The organism is Actinomadura opuntiae (assembly GCF_030283205.1).
GTDB lineage: Bacteria > Actinomycetota > Actinomycetes > Streptosporangiales > Streptosporangiaceae > Spirillospora.
On the sequence record NZ_JASNWF010000003.1, the window covers coordinates 488689 to 513839 of the forward strand.

The 25151-nt window shown below is 74.1% G+C and carries 21 protein-coding genes; 11 read left to right on the forward strand and 10 right to left on the reverse strand.

What is annotated here, in order from left to right:
* Positions 1-29: 29 nt before the first annotated feature.
* The 3 genes from QP089_RS08610 to QP089_RS08620 are packed head-to-tail and all read right to left on the reverse strand — an operon-like array spanning position 30 to position 4371.
* Entirely contained in the window at positions 30-1841 is a 1812-nt protein-coding gene (locus QP089_RS08610; protein ID WP_285910850.1) for a thiamine pyrophosphate-binding protein, read from the reverse strand.
* Positions 1838-2896 (reverse strand): zinc-dependent alcohol dehydrogenase, encoded by a 1059-nt coding sequence (locus QP089_RS08615; RefSeq protein ID WP_285910851.1) that lies wholly within the window; start codon positions 2894-2896, stop codon positions 1838-1840. Before QP089_RS08615 ends, QP089_RS08610 begins: the two co-directional genes overlap by 4 nt.
* On the reverse strand, positions 2893-4371 hold the full coding sequence (locus QP089_RS08620; RefSeq protein WP_285910852.1) for an aldehyde dehydrogenase family protein: 1479 nt from the start codon (positions 4369-4371) through the stop codon (positions 2893-2895). Before QP089_RS08620 ends, QP089_RS08615 begins: the two co-directional genes overlap by 4 nt.
* Positions 4372-4791: 420 nt before the next feature.
* On the opposite strand from QP089_RS08620, the gene QP089_RS08625 reads away from it, so the two are divergent.
* The 3 genes from QP089_RS08625 to QP089_RS08635 all read left to right on the forward strand — a co-directional run bounded on the left by QP089_RS08625 (position 4792) and on the right by QP089_RS08635 (position 7668).
* Positions 4792-5583 (forward strand): IclR family transcriptional regulator, encoded by a 792-nt coding sequence (locus tag QP089_RS08625; protein ID WP_285910853.1) that lies wholly within the window; start codon positions 4792-4794, stop codon positions 5581-5583.
* 73 nt (positions 5584-5656) lie between these two features.
* On the forward strand, positions 5657-6853 hold the full coding sequence (locus QP089_RS08630) for a CaiB/BaiF CoA transferase family protein (protein WP_285910854.1): 1197 nt from the start codon (positions 5657-5659) through the stop codon (positions 6851-6853).
* 26 nt (positions 6854-6879) lie between these two features.
* Entirely contained in the window at positions 6880-7668 is a 789-nt protein-coding gene (locus QP089_RS08635) for a citryl-CoA lyase (RefSeq protein ID WP_285910856.1), read from the forward strand.
* Positions 7669-7702: 34 nt separating this feature from the next.
* Here the strand turns inward: QP089_RS08635 and QP089_RS08640 are convergent, their stop codons facing one another.
* Positions 7703-7903, reverse strand: a complete 201-nt coding sequence (locus tag QP089_RS08640) for a hypothetical protein (protein ID WP_285910857.1) — start codon at positions 7901-7903, stop codon at positions 7703-7705.
* 174 nt (positions 7904-8077) lie between these two features.
* On the opposite strand from QP089_RS08640, the gene QP089_RS08645 reads away from it, so the two are divergent.
* The 3 genes from QP089_RS08645 (at position 8078) to QP089_RS08655 (ending at position 13276) form a co-directional block, all read left to right on the forward strand.
* The gene (locus QP089_RS08645; protein WP_285910858.1) at positions 8078-9673 is read left to right on the forward strand and encodes a class I adenylate-forming enzyme family protein; all 1596 of its coding nucleotides are present in this window, start codon (positions 8078-8080) and stop codon (positions 9671-9673) included.
* A 63-nt stretch (positions 9674-9736) separates the two neighbouring features.
* Positions 9737-11323, forward strand: a complete 1587-nt coding sequence (locus tag QP089_RS08650) for a phosphodiester glycosidase family protein (protein WP_285910859.1) — start codon at positions 9737-9739, stop codon at positions 11321-11323.
* Positions 11324-11719: 396 nt separating this feature from the next.
* Positions 11720-13276 carry an acyl-CoA dehydrogenase family protein gene (locus QP089_RS08655; RefSeq protein ID WP_285910860.1) on the forward strand — a complete coding sequence of 519 codons (1557 nt, stop codon included), beginning with the start codon at positions 11720-11722 and terminating at the stop codon, positions 13274-13276.
* Here the strand turns inward: QP089_RS08655 and QP089_RS08660 are convergent.
* From QP089_RS08660 to QP089_RS08685, 6 genes are all read right to left on the reverse strand, one after another.
* Positions 13215-13796, reverse strand: a complete 582-nt coding sequence (locus QP089_RS08660; RefSeq protein ID WP_285910861.1) for a GAF domain-containing protein — start codon at positions 13794-13796, stop codon at positions 13215-13217. The two genes, QP089_RS08655 and QP089_RS08660, sit on opposite strands and share 62 nt — an antisense overlap.
* Positions 13797-13822: 26 nt before the next feature.
* The gene (locus QP089_RS08665; RefSeq protein WP_285910862.1) at positions 13823-14407 is read right to left on the reverse strand and encodes a GTP-binding protein; all 585 of its coding nucleotides are present in this window, start codon (positions 14405-14407) and stop codon (positions 13823-13825) included.
* Positions 14388-14753, reverse strand: coding sequence for a DUF742 domain-containing protein (locus tag QP089_RS08670; protein WP_285910863.1), 366 nt, complete (start codon positions 14751-14753; stop codon positions 14388-14390). Before QP089_RS08670 ends, QP089_RS08665 begins: the two co-directional genes overlap by 20 nt.
* Positions 14750-15184 (reverse strand): roadblock/LC7 domain-containing protein, encoded by a 435-nt coding sequence (locus QP089_RS08675; RefSeq protein ID WP_285910864.1) that lies wholly within the window; start codon positions 15182-15184, stop codon positions 14750-14752. The genes QP089_RS08670 and QP089_RS08675 overlap by 4 nt, the downstream gene beginning before the upstream one ends.
* A gap of 30 nt (positions 15185-15214) precedes the next feature.
* Positions 15215-17143 carry a sensor histidine kinase gene (locus QP089_RS08680; RefSeq protein WP_285910865.1) on the reverse strand — a complete coding sequence of 643 codons (1929 nt, stop codon included), beginning with the start codon at positions 17141-17143 and terminating at the stop codon, positions 15215-15217.
* A 258-nt stretch (positions 17144-17401) separates the two neighbouring features.
* A complete protein-coding gene (locus tag QP089_RS08685; protein ID WP_285910866.1) occupies positions 17402-18118 on the reverse strand; it encodes a YwaF family protein in 717 nt (238 codons plus the stop codon).
* 90 nt (positions 18119-18208) lie between these two features.
* Between QP089_RS08685 and QP089_RS08690 the strand changes: the two genes are divergently transcribed.
* From QP089_RS08690 to QP089_RS08710, 5 genes are read left to right on the forward strand one after another with little or no spacing between them, the layout of a single operon-like run.
* Entirely contained in the window at positions 18209-20830 is a 2622-nt protein-coding gene (locus QP089_RS08690; RefSeq protein ID WP_285910867.1) for a DUF4132 domain-containing protein, read from the forward strand.
* A gap of 52 nt (positions 20831-20882) precedes the next feature.
* Positions 20883-21437 carry a TetR/AcrR family transcriptional regulator gene (locus tag QP089_RS08695; RefSeq protein ID WP_285910868.1) on the forward strand — a complete coding sequence of 185 codons (555 nt, stop codon included), beginning with the start codon at positions 20883-20885 and terminating at the stop codon, positions 21435-21437.
* 52 nt (positions 21438-21489) lie between these two features.
* A complete protein-coding gene (locus tag QP089_RS08700; RefSeq protein WP_285910869.1) occupies positions 21490-23025 on the forward strand; it encodes an MFS transporter in 1536 nt (511 codons plus the stop codon).
* A gap of 38 nt (positions 23026-23063) precedes the next feature.
* Complete coding sequence (locus tag QP089_RS08705; RefSeq protein ID WP_285910871.1) at positions 23064-23750, forward strand: response regulator transcription factor; 687 nt, start codon at positions 23064-23066, stop codon at positions 23748-23750.
* Positions 23747-25147, forward strand: coding sequence for a HAMP domain-containing sensor histidine kinase (locus tag QP089_RS08710; RefSeq protein WP_285910872.1), 1401 nt, complete (start codon positions 23747-23749; stop codon positions 25145-25147). The genes QP089_RS08705 and QP089_RS08710 overlap by 4 nt, the downstream gene beginning before the upstream one ends.
* Positions 25148-25151 lie beyond the last annotated feature (4 nt).

Here is a 25151-nt window from a genome sequence, read left to right on the forward strand (position 1 = left end):
AGACGTCGGGGGTGGGTGCGGGGATGGGCTCAGGGGGTGGACGGCGAGGGGTGGCCGCTGTCGTCGGGGAAGACACCCTGGTAGATGTCGTTGATGTTCCAGTGCCCGGGTGTGGGCACAGGCTCGTTGACCATCGGCACGTCCAGGACGGCCGGGCGGCGTGCGGTGACGGCCGCGCGGAGCGCCGGCAGCAGGGTGTCCGCCGCGGTGATCCGGTGTCCGTCGGCTCCGCACGCCTCGGCGTAGGCGGCGAAGTCGGGGCTGTAGGGACGGCCTTCGGGGTCGCGGAACTCGCAGCCGTAGCTGGCGCCGAAGTTGGCGGCCTGCAGGTCGGCGATCGTGCCGTGGGCGCGGTTGTTCATCACCACGAAGATCACCGGCAGGCCCTGCTCCACGGCCATCGGGACGGCCGGCAGCTGCGCGCTCATCCCGCCGTCGCCGACGAGCGCGACCACGACGCGGTCCTGGGCGCCGATCTGCACGCCGGCGGCGGCGGCCGGGCCGAAGCCCATCGTGGACGCGCCGCCGGGGGTGATGAAGCGGCCTTCGGCGGGCAGCTCGTAGCACTGGGCGACGCCGTTCTTGTTCCAGCCGACGTCGGTGACCAGCACCGCGTCGGCGGGCAGCGCCTCGCGCAGGTCGGCGAGGATGCGCTCGGGCCGCAGCGGGAAGTCGGCGCTGCGGCCGCGCTCGCGGCTGCGCTCGAACAGCTCGGTGCGGGCGACGCGGATCCGCTCGCGCAGGCCGGGACGCTCCACCGGCTCGGGGCGGACGTCCCGCACCGCCCTGCCGATGGCCTGGAGGGCGAGGGTCACGTCGGCGACGGCGCCGATCTCGACCGGGTAGTTGCGGCCGATCTCGGCGGCGTCGATGTCGATCTGGATGAGCCGCCCCGCGGAGTCCGGGCCGCCGAGGTTCCAGGTGTAGCGGTCGTCCCACGAGCTGGCGTCGGTCTCGGCGAACCTGGTCGCCAGGGCGAGGACGACGTCGGCGTTGCGCGCGTAGTCGTTGGTGGTCTCCAGCCCCCAGAAGCCCGGCATGCCGAGCAGCAGGGGGTGGTCGTCGGGGACGGCGCCCTTGCCCATCAGCGAATGGACGATCGGGACGTCGAGGTGCTCGGCGAGCGAGAGCAGCGCGCCGCGGCCCGTCTCCCCGCGCAGCCCGCCGCCGAGGTAGATCAGCGGACGCTCGGCCCCGGCGAGCCGCGCCGCGATCCGCTCGGCGGTCGGGGCCGGCAGGTCCGGGCCCGACTCGTCGGCCGGAAGCGGGTGCTCCGCGGGGGCGACCGGGCGGGAGAACAGGTCCATCGGGACGTTCAGCAGCACCGCGCCGGGGCGTCCCGACGTCGCGGTCCAGAACGCGCGCTCGGTGAACCGTCCGAGGTCCTCGGCGCGGTGGACGTGCCAGGCGCGCTTGACGAACGGGCGGTAGATCGCGGTCTGGTCCGCGTCGTTGTGGAGGTTGACCTCCTGGTGCGGGTGCCGCCCCCGGTAGTAGGACGGGACGTCCCCGGCGATGGCGACCAGCGGGACGGAGTCGAGCGCGGCGGTCGCGACCCCGGTGACGGCGTTCATCATCCCCGGGCCGACGTGCACCAGCAGCACGCCGGGCCGTCCCGACGCGCGGGCGTAGCCGTCGGCGGCGTGCGCGGCGGCCTGCTCGTGCCGCGCGATGACGAACTCGATCGGGCTGCGGCCCAGCGCGTCGAGCAGGGCGATGTTGGTGTGGCCGCAGGTCCCGAAGACGTACTCGACGCCGTAGCCTTCGAGTTGCCGGACGAGCGCCTCCGCCGCGGGGACCGACACCGCGCGGTCGCTCTCGGGTTGGACGTCCACGGTCATCGGTGCGTCTCCTCGGTTCGGGGGAGCCCGACTCCGACGGAGTCGGCTCGGGGGGTGTGGGGGGTCGTCCCCCCTCGGGGGAGGCTGATCCAGGTCTTGCCGGCGATCTCGGCGGCGCGGGCGAACGCCTTCGGCGCCTCGGCGAGGTCGAAGCACTCGCGCAGCACCCGGCCGGGGTGCAGGCCGTGCTCGCCGAGCGTCGCGATGGTGCGGGGGAAGTCCGCCGGGTGGTCGTAGATGAGGCAGCCGCGCACGGTCAGGCGCCGCTGCACGAGGGAGAAGGTGGAGAGCCGGGCGGGCCGGGCGCTCTGCCCGACCGCGATGAGGGTGCCGCCGGGCGCGGTGCGCTCCAGCGCCTCCTCGAACGCCTCGGGCGCGCCGGACGTCTCGATCACCACGGGGAAGGCCGATGCGGGGGCGCTCTCGGCGGCGTCCCGCGCGCCGAGTTCGAGGGCCAGCGCGCGGCGTCCCTCGTGGGGCTCGACGATGAAGGGCGCTCCCCCGGCGTGCGCCACTGCCATCGAGACGAGCAGGCCCTGCGAGCCGGCGCCCACGACGAGGCACTCGTCCCCTGCGCGCAGCCCGCTCATGCGGACCGTGTTCAGCGCCACCGTGAACGGCTCGACGCACACCGCGTCGGCGTCGTCCCAGGTGTCGGGGACCGGCCAGGTGAAGCGCGCGGGGACGGCGACGCGCTCGGCGAGCAGGCCGGAGTCGGTGATGCCGGCGGCGCGGCGGCGCCGGCAGCCCGCCGTCGCGCCGGCGTGGCACGACGGGCACGCCAGGCACGGGTAGTTCGGCTCGATGACGACGCGCTGCCCGGGGAACCGGTCGGCGACCTCGTCGCCCGTGGCGGCGACGACGCCGAACGCCTCGTGCCCGAGCACCCACGGCAGCGCGGGCACCGGCCGGTGGCCGGAGACGACGGCCAGGTCGGAGCCGCAGAGCCCGACCCCGTGGACGGCGACGACGACGTCCCGCGGGCCGCAGGACGGCTCGGGCCGGTCGTCCACCACGGCCACGTCGTCCGGTGCGAGCAGGACCGCCGCTCTCACGCGGCACCCCACAGCGAGGTCCCGCGCAGCATCAGCGTCTTGACGACGGTGTAGTCGTCGATCATGCAGCGGGGCGACTCGCGTCCGAAGCCGGAGTCCTTCACGCCGCCGAACGGCACGTGGTCCAGCCGGAAGTTGGACGACCCGTTGACGACCAGCCCGCCGACCTCCAGGTCGCGCCACGCGGTGATGATGCGGTCCATGTCGCGGGTGAACAGGCCGGCCTGCAGCCCGAACCGGCTCTCGTTGCACTGCTCGACGACCTGGTCCAGGTCGTCGAACGGCATGACGGCGACGAGCGCGCCGAAGACCTCCTCCCGGACGACCGAGCAGCCGGCGGGCGGGTCGGCCACGACCGTGGGCAGCGCGGTCGCGCCGTCGCGCTTGCCGCCGAGCAGCACGCGCGCGCCGGCCTCGGCGGCCTCGGCGCTCCACCGCACCACGCGTTCGGCCGCGTCCTCGTCGACCATCGAGCCGACGTCGGTGTCCGGATCCAGCGGGTCGCCGACCTTCAGCGTCTCGACCTGGCCGGTGAACAGGCCGAGGAACTCCTCGAAACGGGACCGCTGCACGTAGACCCGCTGCACGGAGATGCAGCTCTGGCCGGAGTTGCTGTACCCGGTCCGCGCGCAGATCCGGGCGGCCTCGGCGATGTCGGCGTCCTCGCACACGATCGTGGCGGCGTTGCCGCCCAACTCCAGCACCAGGCGTTTGGCTCCGGCGGCCTTGGCGACGGCGTTCCCGGTCGCGGCGCTGCCGGTGAAGCTGATGACGGCCACCTCGTCGGCCGCGCACAGGGAGGCTCCTACCGAGGCGTCGCCGTGCAGCAGTTGGACGGCCTCGTACGGCATCCCCGCCTCGACCAGCAGCGCCACGATCGCGGTGGAGATGGCGGGCGCCTGGGGAGGCGCCTTCACGATCGTGGTGTTGCCGGCCGCGAACGAGGCGCCGAGCTTGTGCGCGAGCAGGTTGGCGGGCGCGTTGAACGGCGTGATGGCCAGGGCCACGCCCGCCGGGGCCCGGTGGGTGAAGGCGGTGTTGCCGACGCCGCGGGCCCATCCCGCGACCGGGAGCGTCTCGCCGCCGATCTGCCGCGCCTCGGCGGCGCAGACCGCGAAGGTGTCGGCGACCCGGTCGATCTCGCCCCGCCCGTCCTTGAGCGGTTTGCCCAGCTCCAGGGCGAGGAGCCGGGCGAGGCCCTCGCGGTTCGCGGTGGCGGCGCGCGACGCCCGCTCCAGCACGTCCGCCCGGGAGGCCGGGGCGAGCCGTGCCACCGTGCGGGCCGAGGCGCGCGCGTAGGCCCGGACGGCCTCGACGTCGCCGGGGGCGGCGGCCGGGGCCCGGCTGACCGGTCTGCGCAGGTACGGGCCGACGCGTTCGCTCTGCGGACCCGTCGCGCTCCAGCGGCCGCCGACCAGCGCCGCCGCCTGCACCCGCTCGCCCTCGGCCGCAGCCGCGAGCACCGCTTCCAGCATCCGTTCCTCCCGATCCGCTAAGCGGACTTCAAGTGCCATCGTGCGGACTTCGAGTCAACGTACGGGCCACCGCCGGGCGCTGACAAGGGGCGGCGGCGAGAAAGTTGGCGCCGCGAGCGCGGCCCGGATGCCCGCCATCCGCCTCGTCACCTCGCCGCCACCGTTCCTAATGTTCGAACCAGTGAGTTAGTTATAGGTGACGTGGCCCACCGAGGGAAGAGCCGGACCGGAATATGTCCGGCATTTACCTAAACCGACTGACGGTCCAACTAGACCGCTGTATGGACTGCGTGTAACGTACGGACCGCCGGGCCGCGGCGGGCACGGCTCCGCACCGGCTCCCGTTCTCCCTTCGCGGCCGGGCGAAGTACGCCAAGCTTTCCGGACATTACTGTCGATAGCGGGGAGATCGAGGACCACGTGAGCCCAGCGAAGAAGCCCGGCGCCGAACCGGCCGGCGACGCCCAGGGCGTCCGCAGCGTCCAGCGCGCCGTCGAGATCATGTCCCTGCTCGGCGAGGAGCGCCCGGTGATCTCGATCCGCGAGATCGTCGAGGCGACCGGCCTGGCCAAGACGACCGTGATCCGGCTGGTCCAGACGCTGGAGCAGAACGGCCTGCTGTGGGCGGCGCCCAACGGCTACCTCCCCGGGCCCGGCCTCTGGCGGTGGGCCCACCTGGCCCGCAGCAGCTGGGAGCTGCCGCCGGAGACCCGCAGGTTCATGCGCGACCTCGGGGCGCGGCGCCGGGAGACGGTCAACCTCTACATGCTCCGCGACATCTACCGCGTCTGCGTCGCCCAGCAGGAGAGCCCGCAGCCGCTGCGCCACGTCGTCCACGTCGGCGACGAGCTCCCGCTCTGGGCCGGCGCCTCGTCCAAGGCCCTGCTGCGCGACGCGCCGGACAGCCTCCTCAAGCGCATCGCGGTCAGCTCCCCGTACGGGGAGGGCCACGTCAAGCGGCTGCGCGAATGGATCGACGAGGCGGCCCACCGCGGCTGGGCCGCCAGCCACGGCGAGCGCGAGGACGGCCTGTCCGCCGTGGCCGTGCCGGTCATCGGCCGGTCCGGGACGGTCGTCGCGGCCCTGTCGCTGAGCGGCCCCACCGTCCGCTTCCCCGACGACGTCGTCGAGCAGTACGCCGCGGACCTGCAGAAGGTGGCCGCGGAGATGTCGGAACGCGGCTTCGACCACCCGCTCAGCCCCGCGCGCTGACCCGCGCGCGGCCCGGCGCACGGCCCGGCACACGGCTCTCGGCGCACGACGACGACCTGAAGGAGCAATGCGCATGTCACAGCGACCGCTCAGCGGTGTCCGGGTCCTCGACCTGACCAACGTGCTGGCCGGCCCCTACTGCAGCTACCAGCTGATGCTGCTCGGGGCCGAGGTCGTCAAGATCGAGGTGCCGGGGCAGGGCGACCTCGCCCGGCACCTCGGCCCGGACGCCGAGCTGAACCGGTCCGGCCTCGGCGCCTCGTTCCTGGCGCAGAACGCGGGCAAGAAGTCCATCGAGGTCGACCTCAAGGACGCCGCCGACCGCGCCGACTTCGAGGACATGGTCCGCGGCGCCGACGTGCTCCTGGAGAACTTCCGCGCCGGCGTCCTCGCCCGGCTCGGCTTCGGCTGGCCGCGCCTGCGGGAGCTGAACCCCGGGCTCGTCTACTGCGCGATCTCCGGCTTCGGGCAGACCGGGCCGATGAGCCAGGCGCCCGCCTACGACCAGATCATCCAGGGGCTCTCGGGGATGATGAGCATCACCGGCACCAAGGAGACCGCGCCGCTGCGCATCGGCTTCCCCGTCTGCGACACCGTGGGCGGGCTCACCGCCGCGCTGCACATCGCCGCCGCGCTCGCGGGCCGCGCCCGCACCGGGCAGGGCACGTTCCTCGACGTCTCGATGCTGGAGTCGGCGGTGTCGTCGATGGGGTGGGCGGTCTCCAACTACCTGGTCAGCGGCGTCCCGCCCGAGCCGATGGGCACCCAGAACGCCACCGCCGCGCCGTCGGGGACGTTCGAGGCCGCCGACGGCCCGCTCAACATCGCCGCCAACCGGCAGCAGCAGTTCGAGACGCTCTGCGCCCTGATCGACCGGCCCGACCTGCCCGGCGACCCCCGCTTCACCGACCGGGAACTGCGCAAGCTGCACCGCGAGGAGCTGACCGAGGAGCTCAACCGGGCGCTGCGCCGCCGCACCGCCGAGGAATGGGAGCGGATCCTCGGCCCGGCCGGCGTGCCCGCCGCCCGCGTCGCGACCGTCCCGCAGGCCGTCGAGCTGGAGCAGCTCGCGCACCGCGGCTTCTTCACCGAGCTGCCGTTCCCCGACGGCTCCGGGCGCGTGCTCAAGGTCGCGGGCGGCGGCGTCCTGCACGACGGCGAGCCGCTGCGCCCCACCGCCGCCCCGCCCCTGCTCGGCGAGCAGAACTCCGAACGCGGCGCCCTCAGGAACCGCTGGAGCGGCTCGGAAGACAACGCCGTCACCTCATGAACGACCGTCCAGCGCAGGAGGCTCCCGTGAACGACATCGACCCGACGGGCACCGTCGCGCAGTGGTGGGCGACCGCCATCTCGCGCATGGAACCCGGCGTCATCGAACTGCGCGGCCGCCCGGTCCAGGACCTCATCGGCACCACCGGCCTCAGCTCCATGATCTGGCTGATGCTGCGCGGAGACCTGCCCACCGCCCGCCAGGCCGCCCTGCTCGAGGCGGCCCTGGTCGCCGCCGTCGACCACGGCCCGCAGGCGCCGTCCATCGCCATCGCCCGCATGGCCGCCACCTGCGGCGTCGGCCTCAACAACGCCGTCGCCAGCGCCGTCAACACGCTCGGCGACGCCCACGGCGGGGCCGGCGAGCAGTGCGTCCAACTCCTGGACGATGTCCTGCGGCGCGAGGCCGGGGGCCTCGACCTGCGGACGGCGACCGAACAGACGATCGCGGACTGGCCCCGCTACCTGCCGGGCTTCGGCCACCGCTTCCACCCCCGCGACCCCCGCCGCGACCCGCTGCTCGCGCTCGTCGAGGACGCCGTCCGCGACGGGGTCGTGCCCGGCGACCACCTGCGCGCCGGGAAATCCGTGGAGGCCCTGCTCGCCGAGGGCCGGGACAAACCGGTCCCGATGAACATCGACGGCGCTACCGCCATCATCTACGCCGAACTGGGCTTTCCCGCCCCGCTGGCGCGCGGGCTGTTCGTCCTGAGCCGCAGCATCGGCATCCTGGCCCACGCCTGGGAGGAGACCCAGAGCGGGCAGCGCAACAAGGGCCCCATCCCCCGCGCCGTCCTCCCGGCCTACCGGCCCTGAACGGCGGACGGCTCGTAGCCGCAGTGCGCCGCTGCTACGGGGTGGCCTCGTCGGTGGCCCTCCGCGCGCCCTTCTCCTCGATGCGGCGCCGCTGGCGCTCGACGTTCTCGGGCGTCGGGTCCTGCCCCTCGGCCATGGCCAGATCCTCCGGATCGACCGGCGTCTCCGAACCGGTCCGCAGCGTCGGGCGTTCCGGCCGCCGTCGCTCCGACCGCCCCTCGTTGCTGTCGGTCATCGGACCCACCCCCTCGTTCGGTCTTCGGTCGCGATCGATGCCGCCCTACCCGCCGGGCCCCGGCCGACACACCCGCCGGCCGCCGGCGGGTGACCCGCGCGGCGGCGGGCTGAAAGCGGGCGCTTACAATGGCCGGCTTCGGGCTCCGGCCCGCCGGACCGCGAGGAGGCACCCGTGACCCGTCCGTTCGACCAGGCGACCGTTTCGGAGTACCGGGCCGCCGGCTGGTGGGGGACGGAGACCGTCGCGGACCACGTCCGGCGGCAGGCGGTGCGGCGTCCCGCCGGCGCCGCCCACATCACCGTGGCCGGGACGCTGTCGTGGTCGGGTTACGAGGAGCACTCGACGCGGCTGGCGCGCCATCTCGCGGGTCTGGGCCTGGCGCCGGGCGAGCGGGTGGCGGCGCTGCTTCCGGACGGGCCCGCCTGGCACGTGACCGCCGTCGCCGCGGAGAAGGCCGGGCTCGTGCTGGTCGGCGCGGGCGCGCGGGCGGGCCGCCGCGAGCTGCGGTTCCTCCTGGAGCGGACCGGCTCGAAGGCCATGGTGACGCTGCACGCCCATCGCGGCGAGCCGTCCGCGGACCTGGTGGCGGCGCTGCGCGCGGACGGCGTCGACCTCGTCCACCACGTCGTCGTGGACCGGCTCGGGCTTCCCGACGACCCGCGCGACGGCGACCTCACCGCCCGCGCGCTCGGCCCGGACGACCTGGCCATCATCAACTCGACCTCGGGCACGACCGGGCTGCCCAAGTGCGTGTCCCACACCCAGAACCGCTGGTTCTACTTCCACGAGCTGGCGCGGCGGGCGGGAGCGCTGACGCCGGAGGACGTGTTCCTCGGCGCCGTCCCGTCGCCCTTCGGGTTCGGGCTGTGGTCGGCGCACTTCTCCCCCGCGGTCCTGGGCGTCCCGACCGTGCTGATGGAGCGGTTCGACGCGCACGCCGCGCTCGACCTGATCGAGCGGCACCGGGTCACCGTCCTGCACTGCGTGACCACGCAGTTCATCATGCTGCTCAACGCCCAGGAGGAGAAGGGGCGCGACCTCGGCTCGCTGCGCTGCATGTTCACCGGCGGCGAGGCCGTCCCCTACGAGCGCGCGGCGCGGTTCGAGGAGGCGACGGGCGCGAAGGTCCTGCAGTTCTACGGCTCGAACGAGACCGGTGCCCTCAGCCGCACCACCCTGGACGACCCGCGCGAGGTCCGGCTCCGCACGGCCGGGCACGTCATCCCGGAGATGCGGGTGCGGCTGTTCGACCCCGCGGACGGGTCCGACATCACCGGCTCCGGACGGCCCGGGCAGCCCGGCTGCAAGGGACCCGCGGCCTCCCCCGGCTACTACGACGATCCGGAGGCCGACCGCGCGCTGTTCACCCCCGACGGCTGGATGCTGATGGCCGACATCGTGGAGATCGACGCGGCCGGCCGCCTGCGCGTGGTGGGCCGGCAGAGCGACCTGATCATCCGGGGCGGCAAGAACATCAGCGCCGCGGCCGTCGAGGCGGAGGTCGGCACCCATCCCGCGGTCGCGCTCGCCGCCGCCGTCGCGATGCCGGACCAGGTGTTCGGCGAACGCGTGTGCGTGTACGCCGAGCTGCGCCCGGGGGCCGCGCTCGACCTGGACGGGCTCACCGGCCACCTGACCGAGCGGGGCGTCTCGCGCGAATGGCATCCCGAACGGCTCGTCGTCCTGAACCGGCTGCCCCGCTCGTCCGGCGGCAAGGTGGCCAAGAGCGAGCTGCGCGCCGACATCCGCCGCCGCCTCGGCGGCTGAGCGCACGGGGAACGATCATTCGCCGTCCACTTCCGCGTCACCGGTCGCGACGATCATGACGGCATGAGACGTCCCCTTCTCGCCTCCCTGTCCCTGGCCGCGCTGTCCGCGTCCGTGCTCGCCGTGGTGGCCGTCCCCGCCACGGCTTCCACCCGTTCGCACGCCCTGCCCCTCGGGCCGTCCTCCCTGCGCGAGCAGCGTGAGACGCGGCAGCTCGCGCCGGGCGTCACGCTCACCTCGATCGTCCGCGGCGAGAAGTCGCCCGAGGACGTGTGGACGCTGCACGTCCGCCTGTCCGTGCCCGGCAACGCGTCCGCCGTCATCGCCCCCAAGGCGACCGCCGACGACGCCGCGCACCGACTGGAGGCGGCCGGTCTCCACCCGCGCGTCGAGGCCGTCGACGGCCCGCGCTTCGCCGACGTGCGCCCCGGACGGGTCGGCTATGTCGTCCGGGTCGGCCGGTACGCGACGGAGGCCGACGCCAAGAAGGACCTCCCGGCCCTCACCGCCGCCGGATTCTCCGCCGGCACGTCCTACACGGCGCAGGACGGCGCGGAGGCGACCGGGCCGTGGCGCCTCCACGTGATCACCGTCGACCCGCGCCGGTTCTCCGGCCGCGTGGTCTCCTCCGTCGGCGGCACGCTCACCGCCACGGACAAGGTGTCTGACCTCGTGCGCACCAGCGGCGCCGTCGCCGGCGTCAACGGCACCTACTTCACCTCGGCCGGCAAGGGCGGCTCGGCCGGGCTGCACGTGCTGGACGGCGAGCTGACCAGCGAGGCGAACAACGGCCGCACCGCGATGATCCTGCCGCGCAGCGGCCGCGGCGTGCGGTTCGCGCAGCTGAGCACCGAGCTGCGCGTCCGCGCGCAGGACCGGGCGACGCGCGAGCTCGACGGCGTCGACCGGCTGCCGGGGCTGGTGGACAACTGCGGCGGCGTGGGCGGCGACCAGCCGACCGAGCGCCCGCAGCACGACGTGACCTGCACCGATCCCGACGAACTCGTCGCGTTCACGCCCGTGTACGGGGCGTCGAGCCCGGCCGGGGCGGGCGTCGAGGCCGTCCTGGACGGTTCCGGGCGCGTGACGGACCTGCGGGAGTCGCGGGGCACCGCCATTCCCGCCGGGGGCCGCACCGTCCAGGCGATCGGGACCGCCGCGGACTGGCTGCGCTCCCACGCCCGCCCCGGCACGAGGCTCGCGATCTCCGAGCGGGTGCTCGACCGCGGGCGCCCCGTCCGGCTCGCCCCCGGGACGTCGATCCTCGGGGCCGGCCCGCAGCTGGTGCGGGACGGCCGGGTCTGGGTCGACGCCTACGCCGACGGGCTCGTCCACACCGGGGACGACCAGTCGTTCTACTACAACTGGGTGCTGCGCCGTAACCCGCGCACCATGGTCGGCGTCGACCGGCTCGGGCGGCTGCTGATGGTCGCGGCGGACGGCCGCGCGCCCGGCTACAGCGAGGGCCTGTCGATCGAGGAGGCCGCGAAGGTCATGAGGTCGCTCGGGGCCGTGCAGGCCATGAACTTCGACGGCGGCGGCTCCACGACCATGGCCGCGGCGGGCGGCGCCCTCGTCAACCGCCCGTCCGACGCCACGGGCGAGCGCAGCGTCGGCGACGGGATCCTGCTCCTGCCCGGACGCGGCTGACCCGCTCCCCGGCGGCACCGCCGGCCGGGCCCTTTTCCGACGGCCCCGATTCCCTTCCGGGAGTCGGGGCCGTTGCCGCGACCGGCAGGATTTTTCGTTCCCGATCGGAACGGCGGGACCGTCGGTAACGTTGTCAGCGGCCTCAGCAGAAAATGCAGTGCCATGCGTTCACGCAGGTCGCTTCAGCCGACCGGCTTTCCCCGGGCGTTCACGGTAAGCCAGATGTTCCTTGCGTCCGGTGACCGATCGATTAACCATGACGTGAACCGCATGGAAGGGGACGAATCGAGCGGCGGGCAATGGTCTCCCGCCGCGCAGGGAAAGCGGACGGCGGCGTGTACCCGGCCGCCGGAACGAGGACTTCCGAGCACCGACCGACCCATGAGAGCCGACGCCATGATGAATGATCTCCTGTCCATGTCGACGAACGCGTTCATCGCCGGCATCGAGGAGGTCGCCCGACGGTTCGACACGGCGACCTACCCGCAGCAGAACCTCCCCGCCGACGACTGGACCCTGCTGACCAGGGCGGGCGTGCTGCTTCCGACGCTGCCCAAGGAATACGGCGGCCGCGACGACCATCTCGAGATGTGCCGGGTCGTCGAGACCATTTCCGAATGGAACCTGCCGCTCGGCATGTACGTCACGGTCATCACCGCGGTGGCCTTACGCCCCATCGTGCTGTGGGCGGGCGAGGAGGCCAGGCAGGAGGTGCTGCCGCTGTACGCCGGCGGCGACCCCGCCATCTGCGGGTTCGCCTCCACCGAGCCGGGCTGCGGCTCGGCCATGTCCGGCATGGCCACCACCTTCGAGGAGGTCGAGGGCGGCTACCGGATCCGCGGCCGCAAGCACTGGCAGGCGTTCAGCATCAGCGCCCACTGGTGGCTGGTCAGCGCGAAGAACGACGAGAACGGCCGCACGTACGGCTATTTCATCGTCAAACGCAGCGAAGGATTCCGCACGCTGCGGCCCTACGAGCCGCTGGGCCTGAAAGTGATCGATTATGGGCTCAACGAGATCGACGCGGTCGTCCCCCGGCACCGGCGCATCCCCGCCGACGGGCGGAACCTGCGTCCGATGGTGGAAATGCTCATGGCGTCGCGGGCGATGATGGCGGCGATGGGCTGCGGATTCCTGCGCCGTATCAGCCGCGAGGCGCACGCTTACGCCGACGCCCGCATCGTCGGCCCGGGACCGCTTTCGGGGATCCGGTTCGTCCGTTACCGGCTGGCGGCGATCGACACCTCCTACACCGTGTGCGCGGCGCTCAACCATTACCTGCGGACCGCGCTGGACATGAAGGACGCCATGATCGGCGCATTTCCCGCCGTCCAGGCCATCAAGACGGTCGCGACGGAGCGGATGCTGAGTGCGGCGCACCATTACCAGCAGCTCGCCGGCGGCGAGGGATACCGCTGCGGGTCGCCCACCAACATCTCCGCCCAGGCGTTCCTGGACGCCCGCGTCTACACCATTTTCGACGGCACCAACGATCTGCTCAGCCAGCAGCTCACCGAGTACTGCCTCGCCAGGACGGCCGGCCGGACGCTCAGCCGGTTCCTGGCCGAGTGGCCGCTGACGGCGTCCGCGGTCCGCGCGCAGCGGCTCGACCTCGGCTTCCTCGACGGGGAGCTGCGGCAGGAGCAGCTGGTGCTGGCCGGCCGCGCGATCGCCTACGCGTTCGCGATCGGCCAGGTCATGCGGTGGGCCGCCGAGACGGGCGCCGCCCCGGCCCGGGCCCGCGCGGCGATCGAGTTCCTCAGGGCCGACATCGCCGGCGTCGCCACGGAGTTCAACCTGCTCGCCACCGGCGTGCTCGGCCCCGACGCGCCCGCGCCGCAGGCGCCGCTGTCGCGTTCCGTCCCCGTCCCGCAGGCGGCCTGGCGGGGTGCTAGCCCTGGCGTTCCTCACGGCGGCGGATCAGCTGCATCAGGTCCGCCGCCCGCTCCTTGATGAGCGCCAGCCCCGGATGACCCCAGGGGCGCGGCTCGCGGTCGATGACGCAGATCGTGCCGAGCACCGTCCCCGTGCGGTCGATGAGCGGGGCCCCGACGTAGGTGCGGATGCCGAGCTTGTCGACGACCGGGTTGCCGGCGAAGCGCGGATAGTCGCACACGTCGTCCAGGACCAGGGCCTTGCGCCGCACGACCACGTGCGGGCAGTAGCCGTGGTCGAGCGGCACCTCCCGGCCGAGCTCGACGGCGCCCGCCGCGTCGGCGCCCGGCGCCTGCGGGGCGTACAGGCCGCCGAGGTACTGGTGGTCGGTCACGAAGTTCACCATCGCGAACGGGGGCTGCTCGGTGCCGGCGAGGTGCCGGGCGGCCTCGGCGAGGTCGCGGGCGAACGCGTCGAACTCGGCGTCCGGGGCCTGCCCGAGACGCAGCTCCCGCAGCCGCGCGGCCCGCTGGGGCACCTCGGGGTCGACGGGCGTCAGCAGGTGTCCGGGCGGCTCGTACAGCGGGTCGTGGATCACGGGGGCTCCTGTTCGGCTGGTCTTCGTCAGGCGGAGGCGGTCGGGACGGCGTCGAGCAGATGGCCGATCAGCGCCCTCAGCACCGCCGCCGCGGAGCCGCCGTGCCGCGCGTCGCACAGGACGACGGGCACCCGCCGGTCGAGGCCGAGGGCGATGCGCACCTCGTCCGGCGCGTAGCGGAACGCGCCGTCGAACTCGTTGACCGCGACGAGGAACCGGGTGCCGCGGTTCTCGAAGAAGTCGACGGCGTCGAAGCAGTCCTCGAGGCGGCGGGTGTCGGCGAGCACGACGGCGCCGAGCGCCCCGGCCGACAGCTCGTCCCACATGAACCAGAAGCGCTGCTGGCCGGGCGTGCCGAACAGGTACAGCACGATGCCGTGCTGCTCGATCGTGATCCGGCCGAAGTCGAGCGCCACGGTGGTGGTGGACTTGCGCTCCACCCCGCCGAGGTCGTCGAGGCCGGCGCTGGCCGTGGTGATGAGCTCCTCGGTGCTCAGCGGTTCGATCTCGCTGACGGCGCCGACGAACGTGGTCTTGCCGACGCCGAACCCGCCCGCCACGAGGATCTTGACCTGGGTCGGGGGCGGCGCGTCAGGCGCGTTGCAGGCCATCGAGCAGTTTCTCCAGAAGGGCTCGGTCGGTGGGGTCGGCCGCGGTGCGCCGCGCCCGGGTGGCGAGGGCGCGACAGGCCACCAGGTCGGCGAGGACGACCTTGGCGATGGTGACGGGCAGCCGCAGGTGCGCGGCGACCTCGGCGACCGGCGTCGGCGCGCGGCACCACTCCAGGGCCTCGGCGTGCTCGGGGTCCATGCCGCGCGGGCGCCGGCCGGTCGCCACCACCAGCGACAGCAGGTCGAGCTCGACGGCCGGGCGGGTGCGGCCGGCGGTCACCGTGTACAGCCGCACGAGCGGCCCGGCGGCGGCGTCGACCCAGACCTCGTCGTCGCCGGCGGTCATGTCGACGCGGCCCGGTCGCCCGCCGTGGGCGCCGGGCGCGCGGCGGTGTGCAGGAACGGCCGGACCGCCCTGATCAGCCGGGCCATTTCGAAGCCGACGAGGGCCGGGTCGGCCTGCCCGTCGGCGAGCACCGCGAGCACCGAGTTGAAACCGGCCCACGAGATGAACAGCTGGCTGGACTTCAGCTCGGCGACGACCTGCCGGACCTCGTTGCTGCCGTCGAAGCGGGTCCCGGCGCTGCGGGTGATGGAGAACAGGCCGGAGGCGAGCGCCGCCATCTGCTCCGCACCGGCGCGGTCGAGGCCGTGCGCGGCCTTCATCATGCCGTCGGAGGACAGCAGCACGCTGCCGCGAATGGCCGGGACCTCGTCGCTCAGCCCCCGCAGCAGCCAAGCAAGGTCCTGCGCCTCGTTCGGGGACGCCGCAGTCAATGGGAGCTCCTCGTCATTTCCGGTGCCTCGTCATTTCCCGTTGTCCGGGCCGTCCGCGGCGCCGTCGTTCTCCAGGGCGCTGCGCATGCCTCTCTGGAATGCCGCCATCAATCCGGGATTGTGCTCGGCCTCGTCGTCGATTTCCTGGCGCACGGGGACATTGGCCAATTCCGGCGACAGATGTGTCTGCGCCCGGCGCCGCGGCAATTGCGGGCGTTCTCCGGCGAGCGGCGCGAAGGCGGAGCCGCCGTCGCCCTGGTCGGGCACCGCCGGCTGCGGGCCCGTCTCCCACGTGGGCGCCGCGGGCCGCCGGGCCGGCCCGCTCGGATAGGGCTCCTGGACGGCCGGCGGGGCGATGCGATCGTCGTCGATCCGCGCCACGTCCAGCGGGTCGCCGGCGCCCTGCCGGGGACCCGCGGCGGGCCCGGGCGGCGGAGCGGGGACCTGCGAGAAGGCGAGGGTCTGCGCGGCAGCCTGCGCCTGCGCGGCAGCCTGCGCCCGCGCGGAGGCCGGAGGCTGCGCGGGCGGGGCCTGCGAAGCCGGGACCTGCGGGGCCGGGGCGGAAGGGGCCTGCGGGGACGGGGCCTGCGGGGCGGGGGCCTGCGGGGCCGGGGCCTGCCCCGCGTCCGCGGGGCGCGGGGTCGCGGTCTCCTCCCCCGGGCGGCCCGACAGTTCCGTGGGGACCACGACGACGGCCTGCGTCCCGCCGTAGACGTTGCTCTGCAGCTGGACGCGGACCTTGTGCCGGGCGGCCAGCGCGGAGACGACCAGGAGCCCGATGCGCCCCTCGCTCAGCAGCTCCCCGGCGCGGGCCCGCTCGTGGTCGGCGAGCAGGTCGTTGAGCCGCTGCCGGTCCTCGCGGGGGATGCCGAGCCCGCGGTCCTCGACCTCGATGGCCAGGCCGGCGGCGACGCCCTCGACGCGGATCAGGACCTGGGTCTGCGGCGGCGAGTACTTCGTGGCGTTCTCGATGAGCTCGGCGAGCAGGTGGATCACGTCGGCGACCGCGGTCCCGTGCACGCTCCCCTCGACGGGCGGCACCACCTTGACCCGCTTGTAGTGCTCCACCTCGGCGATGGCCGAGCGCAGCACCTCGTAGACGTTCACCGGCCGGGTCCACTGGCGGCGGGACGGGGCGCCGCCGATGACGGCGAGGCTCTCGGCCTGCCGGCGGGTGCGGGTGGCGAGGTGGTCGACCTTGAACAGGCCCTTGAGCAGGTCGGGGTCCTCGACCTGGGCCTCCAGCTCGTCCAGCCCCAGGATGGCGCGGTGCGACAGCGACTGCATCCGCCGGGCGAGGCTGACGAAGACGCCGACGCGCTGGTCGCGGCCCTGCGCTCCGCGGCGCGCGGCCTCGACGACGGCGTTCCACGCCTCGCTCTGCGCCCGCCGCAGCTCCCACGCGAGCTGCCCGACGGGGTCGCCGGAGTCGGCGGCCGGGCGGTCCTCGGTCCAGGGGGCGACGGCCTCGCCGGCGGCCAGCCGCTGCACCAGTTCGGCCAGCTCGCGCCGCCCGCGGGCGATCAGGAACCCGAACTCGCCCAGCCGGCGGTTCAGGTTCTCCTGGTCGCGGGCGGCGCAGCGGGCGCGGTGCCGGTCGACCCGGCGGGTCGCCGCGTCGGCGCCCCAGGCGGCCGCCACCAGCACGACGGCGGCGGTCACGGCGGCGGCGGTCAGCACGAGGCGCGTCTGCCGGGGCAGGGCCGCGCCGTCGTAGAGCACCGCCACGGCGACGACGCCCAGGACGGCGACGACGGCCGCGGGGAGGAGGGAGATGGACAGGTGGACGACGCGCATGCTGCTCTGGCGATGCCTGCCGCACGCGGCCGGGGCCCTGTCGTAGCGCCGGCCGTCCTGGTCGTAGCGCCGGCCGTCCTGGTCGTAGCGCCGGCCGTCCTGGTCGTACCGCCGGCCGTCCTGGCGACCGGCGCCGGCGGCGGGTTCGGGGAAGTCGGGCATCGGCGTCCTCGGCGTGTCGGACAGCAAGATCGAAAAAACTGAGCAATACGGACTCGTATGCCTACAGCCGTATCTAGGCTGACACAACGCCTCGCCAAGGAAGCGCGGAATGCCGAGATTCCAGGGATCCACGGCCACTATGCCATTATTAGTCCACTATGTCCGCATCACCGAATGCGCAAAGATCATTATTCTGGAAGGCGGCATTTCGCCGTATAAAGCCTTACAAAAGGCGCAGAACGGGCGGCCTTGAAACGATCATTCGGAGCGGGTCCACGGCCAGGTGATCAGCGCCCAGCCGAGCAGGATGATCACGACCTCGGCCAGCACGTACCAGGGCCAGGGACCGAGCAGGTCCAGCACCGAGCCGGTGGCGGGCTTGTCGTTGAGGTACCCGTAGTTGGTCCCGGCGATCTCGTTGAAGGCGAACGTGGCGGCGGCCCACACCACCGTGACGGCGACCGCGAACCCGTAGCACCGCCAGTCCGGGCGCATCCCCAGCCCCCAGGTCAGGTAGACGGCGGCCCACACGATCATCAGGTGCATCCCCCAGAACGCCAGATAATCGATGTCGGGGTAGTCGCCGCCGTTGAGCGCGGGGGTGAGGAGGCCCTGCACCGACAGGGTGAGCCCCCAGTAGTACGTCAGCGCGTACCAGCGCCGGCCGAGCGTCCACAGCGCGCCCGCCGCGGTCAGCCACGCCACGTCGCACAGTTGCAGCGGCAGCGAGCCGCCGATGTGCCACTCCCCGGGCAGCAGGGTGTGCGCCTGCGTGCCGATCATCACGAACAGGATCGCCAGCGCGTACGCCCGGCCGAAGCCCTTCGCCTGCTCCCCGGCGCCCGGGCCCGGGTCCGGCGTCCGCTGCGCGCGGCCGAGCGGCACCAGCACGGCGCATCCGATCGCGAACATCCCGAGAGCCGCCCAGTGGGACGGCCCGTAGGCGGCGAAGCGACCGGCGGCGGTCAGGAGCACTCGGTGATCGTAACCTCCGCGCCCGGTGTCCGATCGGCGCGCATCGCGAGGTGACCGAAGTGTCGGCGGCCGCGGTTAGGTTGCGGTGCCATGGTCGAGACGGTGGACATTCCGGTCGAGTGGCGCGAGCACGTTCATCCCCGGCGCGGTGGCATCGCCGGGCCGAAGGTCGTCCTGGACGAGAAGGCCGCGCGGCGGGCACGCGGATGGGACAGCGCCGCGCGTCCGATCGCCGGGGAGATGGCGGAGCACGAGCGCACCGTCCCCGGACTCGGGAAGGCCGTGCGCGCCTGGCTGGACGGCGAGGCCGACCCGGTCGGAGCGGCAGCGGTCGCCGCCGTCGCGGTGAAGTACCTGGACGACGTCGACGGCGCGGCCTTCGTGGATGCCTGGGCGCTGGACCACGGGCTCGCGTTCGCGGCCTGCGCGGTCACCGAGGCGTCCTCCCTGGAGCTCGGCCCGCTGCCGAAACCGGCGACGCCCGGCCCCGACGGCGTGTTGCGGATCCAGCTCGTCGCGTACACCGATCCGCCGAGGGGATGGCGCGGCGAGATCCGGCGCGCGACGTCCGAGGACCACTCCTTTTTCGGCACCGCCCAGTGGATCGCCGAGGACGCCGTGGTGAAGCGGCTCCGCGCGCTGCTGGCGGCGGCGCCCGAGGCCGAGTACCGCGACGCCGTCGCGCGGCTGGCGGCGCACCGCGGCGACGACGCGAGGCGCCGCACCGCCTCCTACCTCGTCCCGACCGAGACCGCCTGGGTGGACGAGTCCCTCAGTGACACCGGCGGCCCGAACGTTCTGGGCAATGACCACGTGCTCTGCTCGCTGTCCACCGAGGCGCAGGCCGGACGGGTCCGGTGGATCTCGGAGACGCCCGCAGTGGTCGGATCGCTGCTCGACGGGCTGGGTACGGGCGCATTCCCCCTCCTCGAAGCCGCGTTGAGGGGCGCCCGCTTCGGGGCCGCCCACGAACGGCGCGCGATCATGCTGAGGGCCCTCCAGGAGATCGGCGACGAGCGGACGTTCCGCCTCCTGCTGAACCACATGGGCGACCAGGGCGTGCCCGCCGCCCTGGCGGAGGCGGCCGTGCGGCACCCGGCACAGGCCGTCCGAGCGCTCGCACCGCTGGCCGACGACGGGACGGTCCGCGGCCTGCAGGCGGCCGGGCTGGTGCGGAGCCTGCTGTACGCGGTTCCGGAACTGGCGCGGGCGCTGCCGCCCGGGACCGGTGCGGAACTGCTGCCGCGTCCGGCCGTCGCCGACTGCGATGACGTGCCCTCCGTCCTGAGCGGCAGGCCCTCCCGCAGCGCGAAGACAGATTGGGCCGACCCGGCGCTGCTCCCGCAGATCCTCGCCCGTGGCCGCGACCGCGCGCTCCCCGTGGACGCGACCAAGTGCCTGCTGGGCCTGCTCGCCAGGAAGGCGCCCGAGGCCGCGGACGTCCGCGAGTCGTGCGACCGGCATTCGCTGGCGGAGTTCTCCTGGGCGGTGTTCCAGCGCTGGTACGGGCTCGGGTCGCCGTCCAAGCACAACTGGGCGCTGGCGCAGCTCGGCCTGATCGGCGACGACACGACGGTGCGGCGGCTCGCTCCGCTGATCAAGCAGTGGCCGGGCGAGGGCGGCACCGGCCGGGCCGTCGCCGGGCTGGACGTCCTGGCCCGGATCGGCTCCGACGTCGCCCTCACCCACCTGTTCGAGCTGACCCGCCGCGGCAAGTACAAGGGCCTCAAGGCGAGGGCCGCGCAGAAGATCGACGAGATCGCCGCCGCGCGCGGGATCACGCCGGACGACCTCGCCGACCGCGCCGTCCCCGACTTCGGCCTGGACGGCGAGGGCACCCTCGTCCTGGACTACGGCCCGCGCCGGTTCACCGTGGCCTTCGACCAGCAGCTCGCCCCGCTGGTCGTGGAGGCGAACGGCAAGGTCCGCAAGAGCGCGCCCAAGCCCGGCCCGAAGGACGATCCGGCGCTCGCCCCCGCCACGCACGCGCTGTTCACCGGCCTGAAGAAGGACCTGCGGACGATCGCCGACCAGGAGATCAAGCGCCTGGAGAAGGCCATGACCACCCGGCGGGCCTGGACGCCGGGCGACTTCCGCGGCCTGTTCGCCGACCATCCGCTGCTGGGGCACATCGTCCGCCGCCTCGTGTGGATCACCGACGGCGGCACGGCGTTCCGCGTCGCGGAGGACCGCACCTACGCCGACATCAACGACGACTCGTTCGCGCCGCCATCGGACGCCCGGATCAGCGTCGCGCATCCGCTGCTGCTGGGCGACGACCTCGACGCCTGGGCGGAGCTGTTCGCCGACTACGAGATCCTTCAGCCTTTCGAGCAGCTCGGACGCCCCGTCCACCGGCTCACCGGCGACGAGCGCGCCGCGCACAGGCTCGCCCGTGTGGAGGGCCTCGTCCTGTCCTACGGGAAGGCGAAGGGCCACTCGCAGGGGCGGTGGGAGTCCGTGGACGCCGACGGGAACTTCGCGGGCGGGTGGCTCGCCCGGCGCGACCCGGCCGGCCTGTACGTCGTGGCGAGCCTGAGCCCCGGCCTCGGCCACTACATGTACGGCGAGGGCGAGGACCAGAAGATCACCGCTCTGTGGGCGGGCCCCGTCCCGGGGCGTGCGCCGAAGGACGCGGTGCCGCTCGGCGAGGTCGACCCGGTCACGATGAGCGAGGCCGTCCACGACCTGACCCGCAGCGCGACCATGTGACGTTGGCGACCCATGTGAGACAATGATGTCTCAAATGGGTTAGCATGGTGTCATGTCGTTCGATCGTGACCGTGTCCTGGCCGACGCGGCGGAGCTGCTGTCGCGCAAGGCGACCGCCACCCAGGACGAGATCGCGCAGGCGGCCGGGATCAGCCGCGCCACCCTCCACCGGTACTTCGCCGGGCGGGACGGGCTCGTCCGCGCGCTCGAGGAGCTCGGGCTGCGCCGGCTCCAGGCGGTCATGGACGGGGCCCGGCTCGAGGAGGGCACCGCGACCGAGGCGCTGCTGCGGCTGATCGAGGCCAGCCGTCCCGTCGCGGCGTTCCTCGCCTTCCTCGCGACCGAGAACCAGCTGTTCGAGGGCGCGGAGGTCAACGCGGGCTGGGAGCGGGTCGACGCCCGGGTGACCGCGCTGTTCCGGCGCGGCCAGGAGGCCGGGGAGTTCCGCATCGACCTCTCCCCCGTCTGGCTCACCGAGGCGCTGTACGGGCTGATCGCCTCCGCCGCCTGGACGATCCAGACCGGGAGGACCGCGCCCCGCGACTACACGGCGATGATCTCCGGGCTGCTGCTGGGCGGCGTCGAGCGCCGCGCCCCGCGAGCCTGATCCGCCGCATCCGACACCATCCTTCGCACCACCCGTTAGGACACGTGGGAGCATGACCACCGCGACGCCGCCCGTTCTCGTGCGCAATGACCGCGACCCCGGCCGCTGGGTCTCGCTCGGCGTCCTCGTCCTCGCCGTGCTGCTGGTCGCGGTCGACGCGACCGTGCTCGGGCTCGCCACGCCCTTCATCAGCGAGGACCTCGGGCCGTCCGGCGCCCAGCTGCTGTGGATCGGCGACGTCTACTCGTTCGTGCTGGCCGGGCTGCTGGTGTCGATGGGCGGTCTCGGCGACCGCATCGGCCGCAAGCGCCTGCTGCTCGCCGGCGCCGCCGCGTTCGGCGCCACCTCGGTGCTCAACGCCTACGCCACCAGCCCCGAGCTGCTCATCGCGGCCCGCGCGCTGATGGGCGTGGCGGGCGCGACGCTGATGCCGTCGACGCTGGCGCTGATCCGCAACATCTTCACCGACGCGCGGGAACGTTCCATGGCCATCGGGATCTGGGCCTCCAGCGTCTCGGCGGGCGCCGCGGTCGGGCCGCTGGTCGGCGGCGTGCTGCTGGAGCACTTCTGGTGGGGGTCGGTCTTCCTCATCAACCTGCCGGTGATGGCGGTGCTGGTCGTGGCCGGCATCCGGCTGCTGCCCGAGTCCAAGGACCCCTCGCCGGGGCCGTGGGACCTGCCGAGCGCCGCCCTGTCCCTGGTCGGCATGATCGGCACCGTCTACGCGATCAAGGAGGCCGCGGGGCACGGCTGGTCGGCGCGGGTCGCCGTGGCCGCCGTCGCGGGCGCCGCCGCCCTGGCGTGGTTCGTCCGCCGGCAGCGGACCCTGGACTCGCCGCTGATCGACGTCCGGCTCTTCCGCCACCGCGGGTTCAGCACGGCCGTGGCCGCCGACCTGCTCGCCGTGCTGGGGCTGGCCGGGCTGGTCTTCTTCCTCTCGCAGTTCTTCCAGCTCGTCCAGGGCCGCTCGCCGCTCCAGGCGGGGCTGGCCGAGCTGCCCGCCACCGTGGGGTCCATCGTCACGGGGCTGCTCGCCGCGATGGCCGTGCGCCGCACGTCGGTCCGCACCGTCATCGCGGGCGGGCTCGCGGCCATGGGCGTGGCTCTGGCGCTGCTCGCCGGACTGCACGCGCGCACCGGCTACCCGATGCTGTTCGCGGCGCTGCTGCTCGCCGGCGCCGGCGCCGGATTCGCCTTCGCCACGACCTCCGACATGATCGTCTCGCTGGTGCCGAAGGAGCAGGCCGGAGCCGCGTCGGCCGTCTCCGAGACCGCCTACGAGCTCGGCGCCGCGCTCGGCATCGCGCTGCTCGGCTCGATCACCACCGGCGTGTACCGGGGCTTCGCGACCCCGGACGGCGTCCCCGCCGGAGCCGCCGCGGCGGCGCACGACTCGATCGGCGGCGCCGTCCAGGCGGCCGCCGCGCTCGGCGGCCCCGAGGGCCATGCGCTGCTGACCGCCGCCCGCGACGCGTTCGCCGCGGGCCTGCGCTGCACCGCGGGGATCGGTGCGGCGCTCCTGCTCGCGACCGCCGTCGCCGCCTGGATCCTGCTGAAGGACCAGCGCTCCGACACGACCGCCGACTGAGACCGGGCCGTCCCGGGGCCGTTGGGTAGGTTCGGACCGTGGGGGACGAGGTTCGCGTGCTGGTCGTCGACGACGAGCCCGCCGTGCGCGAGGCCGTGGGCGACACGTTGAGCCTGGACGGCTACGACGTCTGCGTGGCGGCGGACGGGGCGTCGGCGCTGCGCGAGATCGCCGCGGCGGCCCCGGACACGATCGTCCTCGACGTCCTGATGCCCGGCATGGACGGCCTGCACGTGTGCCGGTCGCTGCGGGAAGGCGGCGACCGCACCCCGATCCTGATGCTGACGGCGAGGGACGCGGTGCGCGACCGGGTCGACGGGCTGGACGCGGGCGCCGACGACTACCTGGTCAAGCCGTTCGCCCCGGAGGAGCTGCGGGCGCGCGTGCGGGCGCTGCTGCGCCGCGTCCGGACCGCGCCGTCCGCCGAGTCCCTGGGGTACGCCGACCTCACCCTGTTTCCCGAGGCGCGCCAGGGACGGCGGGGCGGGCGGCTCGTCCAGTTCAGCGAGACCGAGTTCGCGCTGCTGGAGCTGCTGGTCGTCAACGCCGGGCAGGTCCTCCCCCGCGAGGTGATCATGGATCGGGTGTGGGGGTACGACTTCGGGCCGGAGTCGAACTCGCTGGGGGTGTACGTCGGGTACGTGCGGCGGAAGCTGGAGGCCGCGGGCGAACCGCGGCTCGTGCACACGGTGCGCGGCATCGGCTACGTCCTGAGGGCCGGGTGACCAGCGGCGGGGTGACCGGCGGCGGGGTGACCGGCGGCGGGGCGCCGTGGTGGCGCCGGGTGCCGCTGCGGGCCCGGATGGCCGCGCTGGCGGCGCTGGCCGTGGCGGTCGCGGTGGCGGGTGCGGTGGCCGTCGCCTACGTCGTGGTCCGGCAGGCCCTGCACGTCGAGCTGGACCGGTCGTTGCAGCGCCAGGCCGCGCAGGTGGCGCGGGAGGTGCGGTCGCGCGGCTTCACGACGCGGACTGGGACGTGCGCGTGGCTGACGACGCCGTGCGCGCAGATCGTCCGGGGCGACGGCACCGTCGAGCCGGACGGGGCGGGCCTGCCGGTGACGCCGCGGGTCGAGCGGGTGGCGAACGGCCGGAGCAGGCCGTTCTTCCTCGACGCCGCCGCGAGCGGCCTGCCGGTCCGGGTCTACACGATGCCGCTCGGACCGGACGGCTCGCACCGCGCGCTGCAGGTCGGGGCGCGTTCGGACAACCTGGGCCGCACCCTGGACCGGGTGCGGCTGGCGCTGCTCGCCACGCTCGTCGCAGGTGCGGCCCTGGCGGCGCTGCTGGGGTACCTGGTGGCAAGCGGGGCGCTGCGTCCGGTGTCCCGGCTGACCCGTGCCGCCGAGCGGATCGCCGCGACCGGCGATCCGGGGCTGCGGATGTCCGCGGCGGGCTCCGACGAGCTGGCCCGGCTGGCGGCCAGCTTCAACGCGATGCTGGCCGCGCTGGAGGAGTCGGTCACCGCGCAGCGGCGGCTGGTCGCGGACGCCTCGCACGAGCTGCGCACCCCGCTGACCAGCCTGCGCGCCGACATCGACCTGCTGGACGAGCTGCCGCCGCCGCGCCGCGACCGCGTCCGGCGGCGGCTGCGGGCGCAGCTGGCGGGGCTCGGCGACCTGGTCGGCGACCTCATCGAGCTGGCGCGCGGCGACGAGCCGGCCGGCGAGACCGAGGACGTCCGGCTGGACCGCCTCGCCGAGCACTGCGCCGCCCAGGCCCGGACGCGGTGGCCGGACGTGGAGTTCGCGCTGGCCACCGAACCGGTCGTGGTGGCGGGCGAGCCCCGCCGGCTGGCCCGCGCGCTGGCGAACCTGCTGGACAACGCCGCCAAGTTCGGCGGCGGACGGCCCGTCGAGGTCCGGGTGAGCCCGCACGACGGACCGGCGGGCAGAGCCGAGGCGGGGGGCGGCGAGGTCGTCGTCCGCGACCACGGGCCGGGCATCGACCCCGCCGACCTGCCCCACGTGTTCGACCGCTTCTACCGGGCCACCGCCGCCCGCGGCCTGCCCGGCTCGGGGCTCGGCCTGGCGATCGTCGCCCAGGTCGCCCGCGAGCACGGCGCCCGGGTGTCGGCCGAGCCCGCACCCGGCGGCGGCACGCTGATCCGCCTCGCCTTCGCGTGACCCG

Excerpts from the sequence above, each read along its gene's own strand:
- QP089_RS08610 (WP_285910850.1), bottom strand. The coding sequence starts at position 1,841 with ATGACCGTGGACGTCCAACCCGAGAGCGACCGCGCGGTGTCGGTCCCC.
- QP089_RS08620 (WP_285910852.1), bottom strand. The coding sequence starts at position 4,371 with ATGCTGGAAGCGGTGCTCGCGGCTGCGGCCGAGGGCGAGCGGGTGCAG.
- QP089_RS08630 (WP_285910854.1), top strand. The coding sequence starts at position 5,657 with ATGTCACAGCGACCGCTCAGCGGTGTCCGGGTCCTCGACCTGACCAAC.
- QP089_RS08640 (WP_285910857.1), bottom strand. The coding sequence starts at position 7,903 with ATGACCGACAGCAACGAGGGGCGGTCGGAGCGACGGCGGCCGGAACGC.
- QP089_RS08650 (WP_285910859.1), top strand. The coding sequence starts at position 9,737 with ATGAGACGTCCCCTTCTCGCCTCCCTGTCCCTGGCCGCGCTGTCCGCG.
- QP089_RS08655 (WP_285910860.1), top strand. The coding sequence starts at position 11,720 with ATGATGAATGATCTCCTGTCCATGTCGACGAACGCGTTCATCGCCGGC.
- QP089_RS08665 (WP_285910862.1), bottom strand. The coding sequence starts at position 14,407 with ATGGCCTGCAACGCGCCTGACGCGCCGCCCCCGACCCAGGTCAAGATC.
- QP089_RS08670 (WP_285910863.1), bottom strand. The coding sequence starts at position 14,753 with ATGACCGCCGGCGACGACGAGGTCTGGGTCGACGCCGCCGCCGGGCCG.
- QP089_RS08680 (WP_285910865.1), bottom strand. The coding sequence starts at position 17,143 with ATGCCCGACTTCCCCGAACCCGCCGCCGGCGCCGGTCGCCAGGACGGC.
- QP089_RS08690 (WP_285910867.1), top strand. The coding sequence starts at position 18,209 with ATGGTCGAGACGGTGGACATTCCGGTCGAGTGGCGCGAGCACGTTCAT.
- QP089_RS08695 (WP_285910868.1), top strand. The coding sequence starts at position 20,883 with ATGTCGTTCGATCGTGACCGTGTCCTGGCCGACGCGGCGGAGCTGCTG.
- QP089_RS08700 (WP_285910869.1), top strand. The coding sequence starts at position 21,490 with ATGACCACCGCGACGCCGCCCGTTCTCGTGCGCAATGACCGCGACCCC.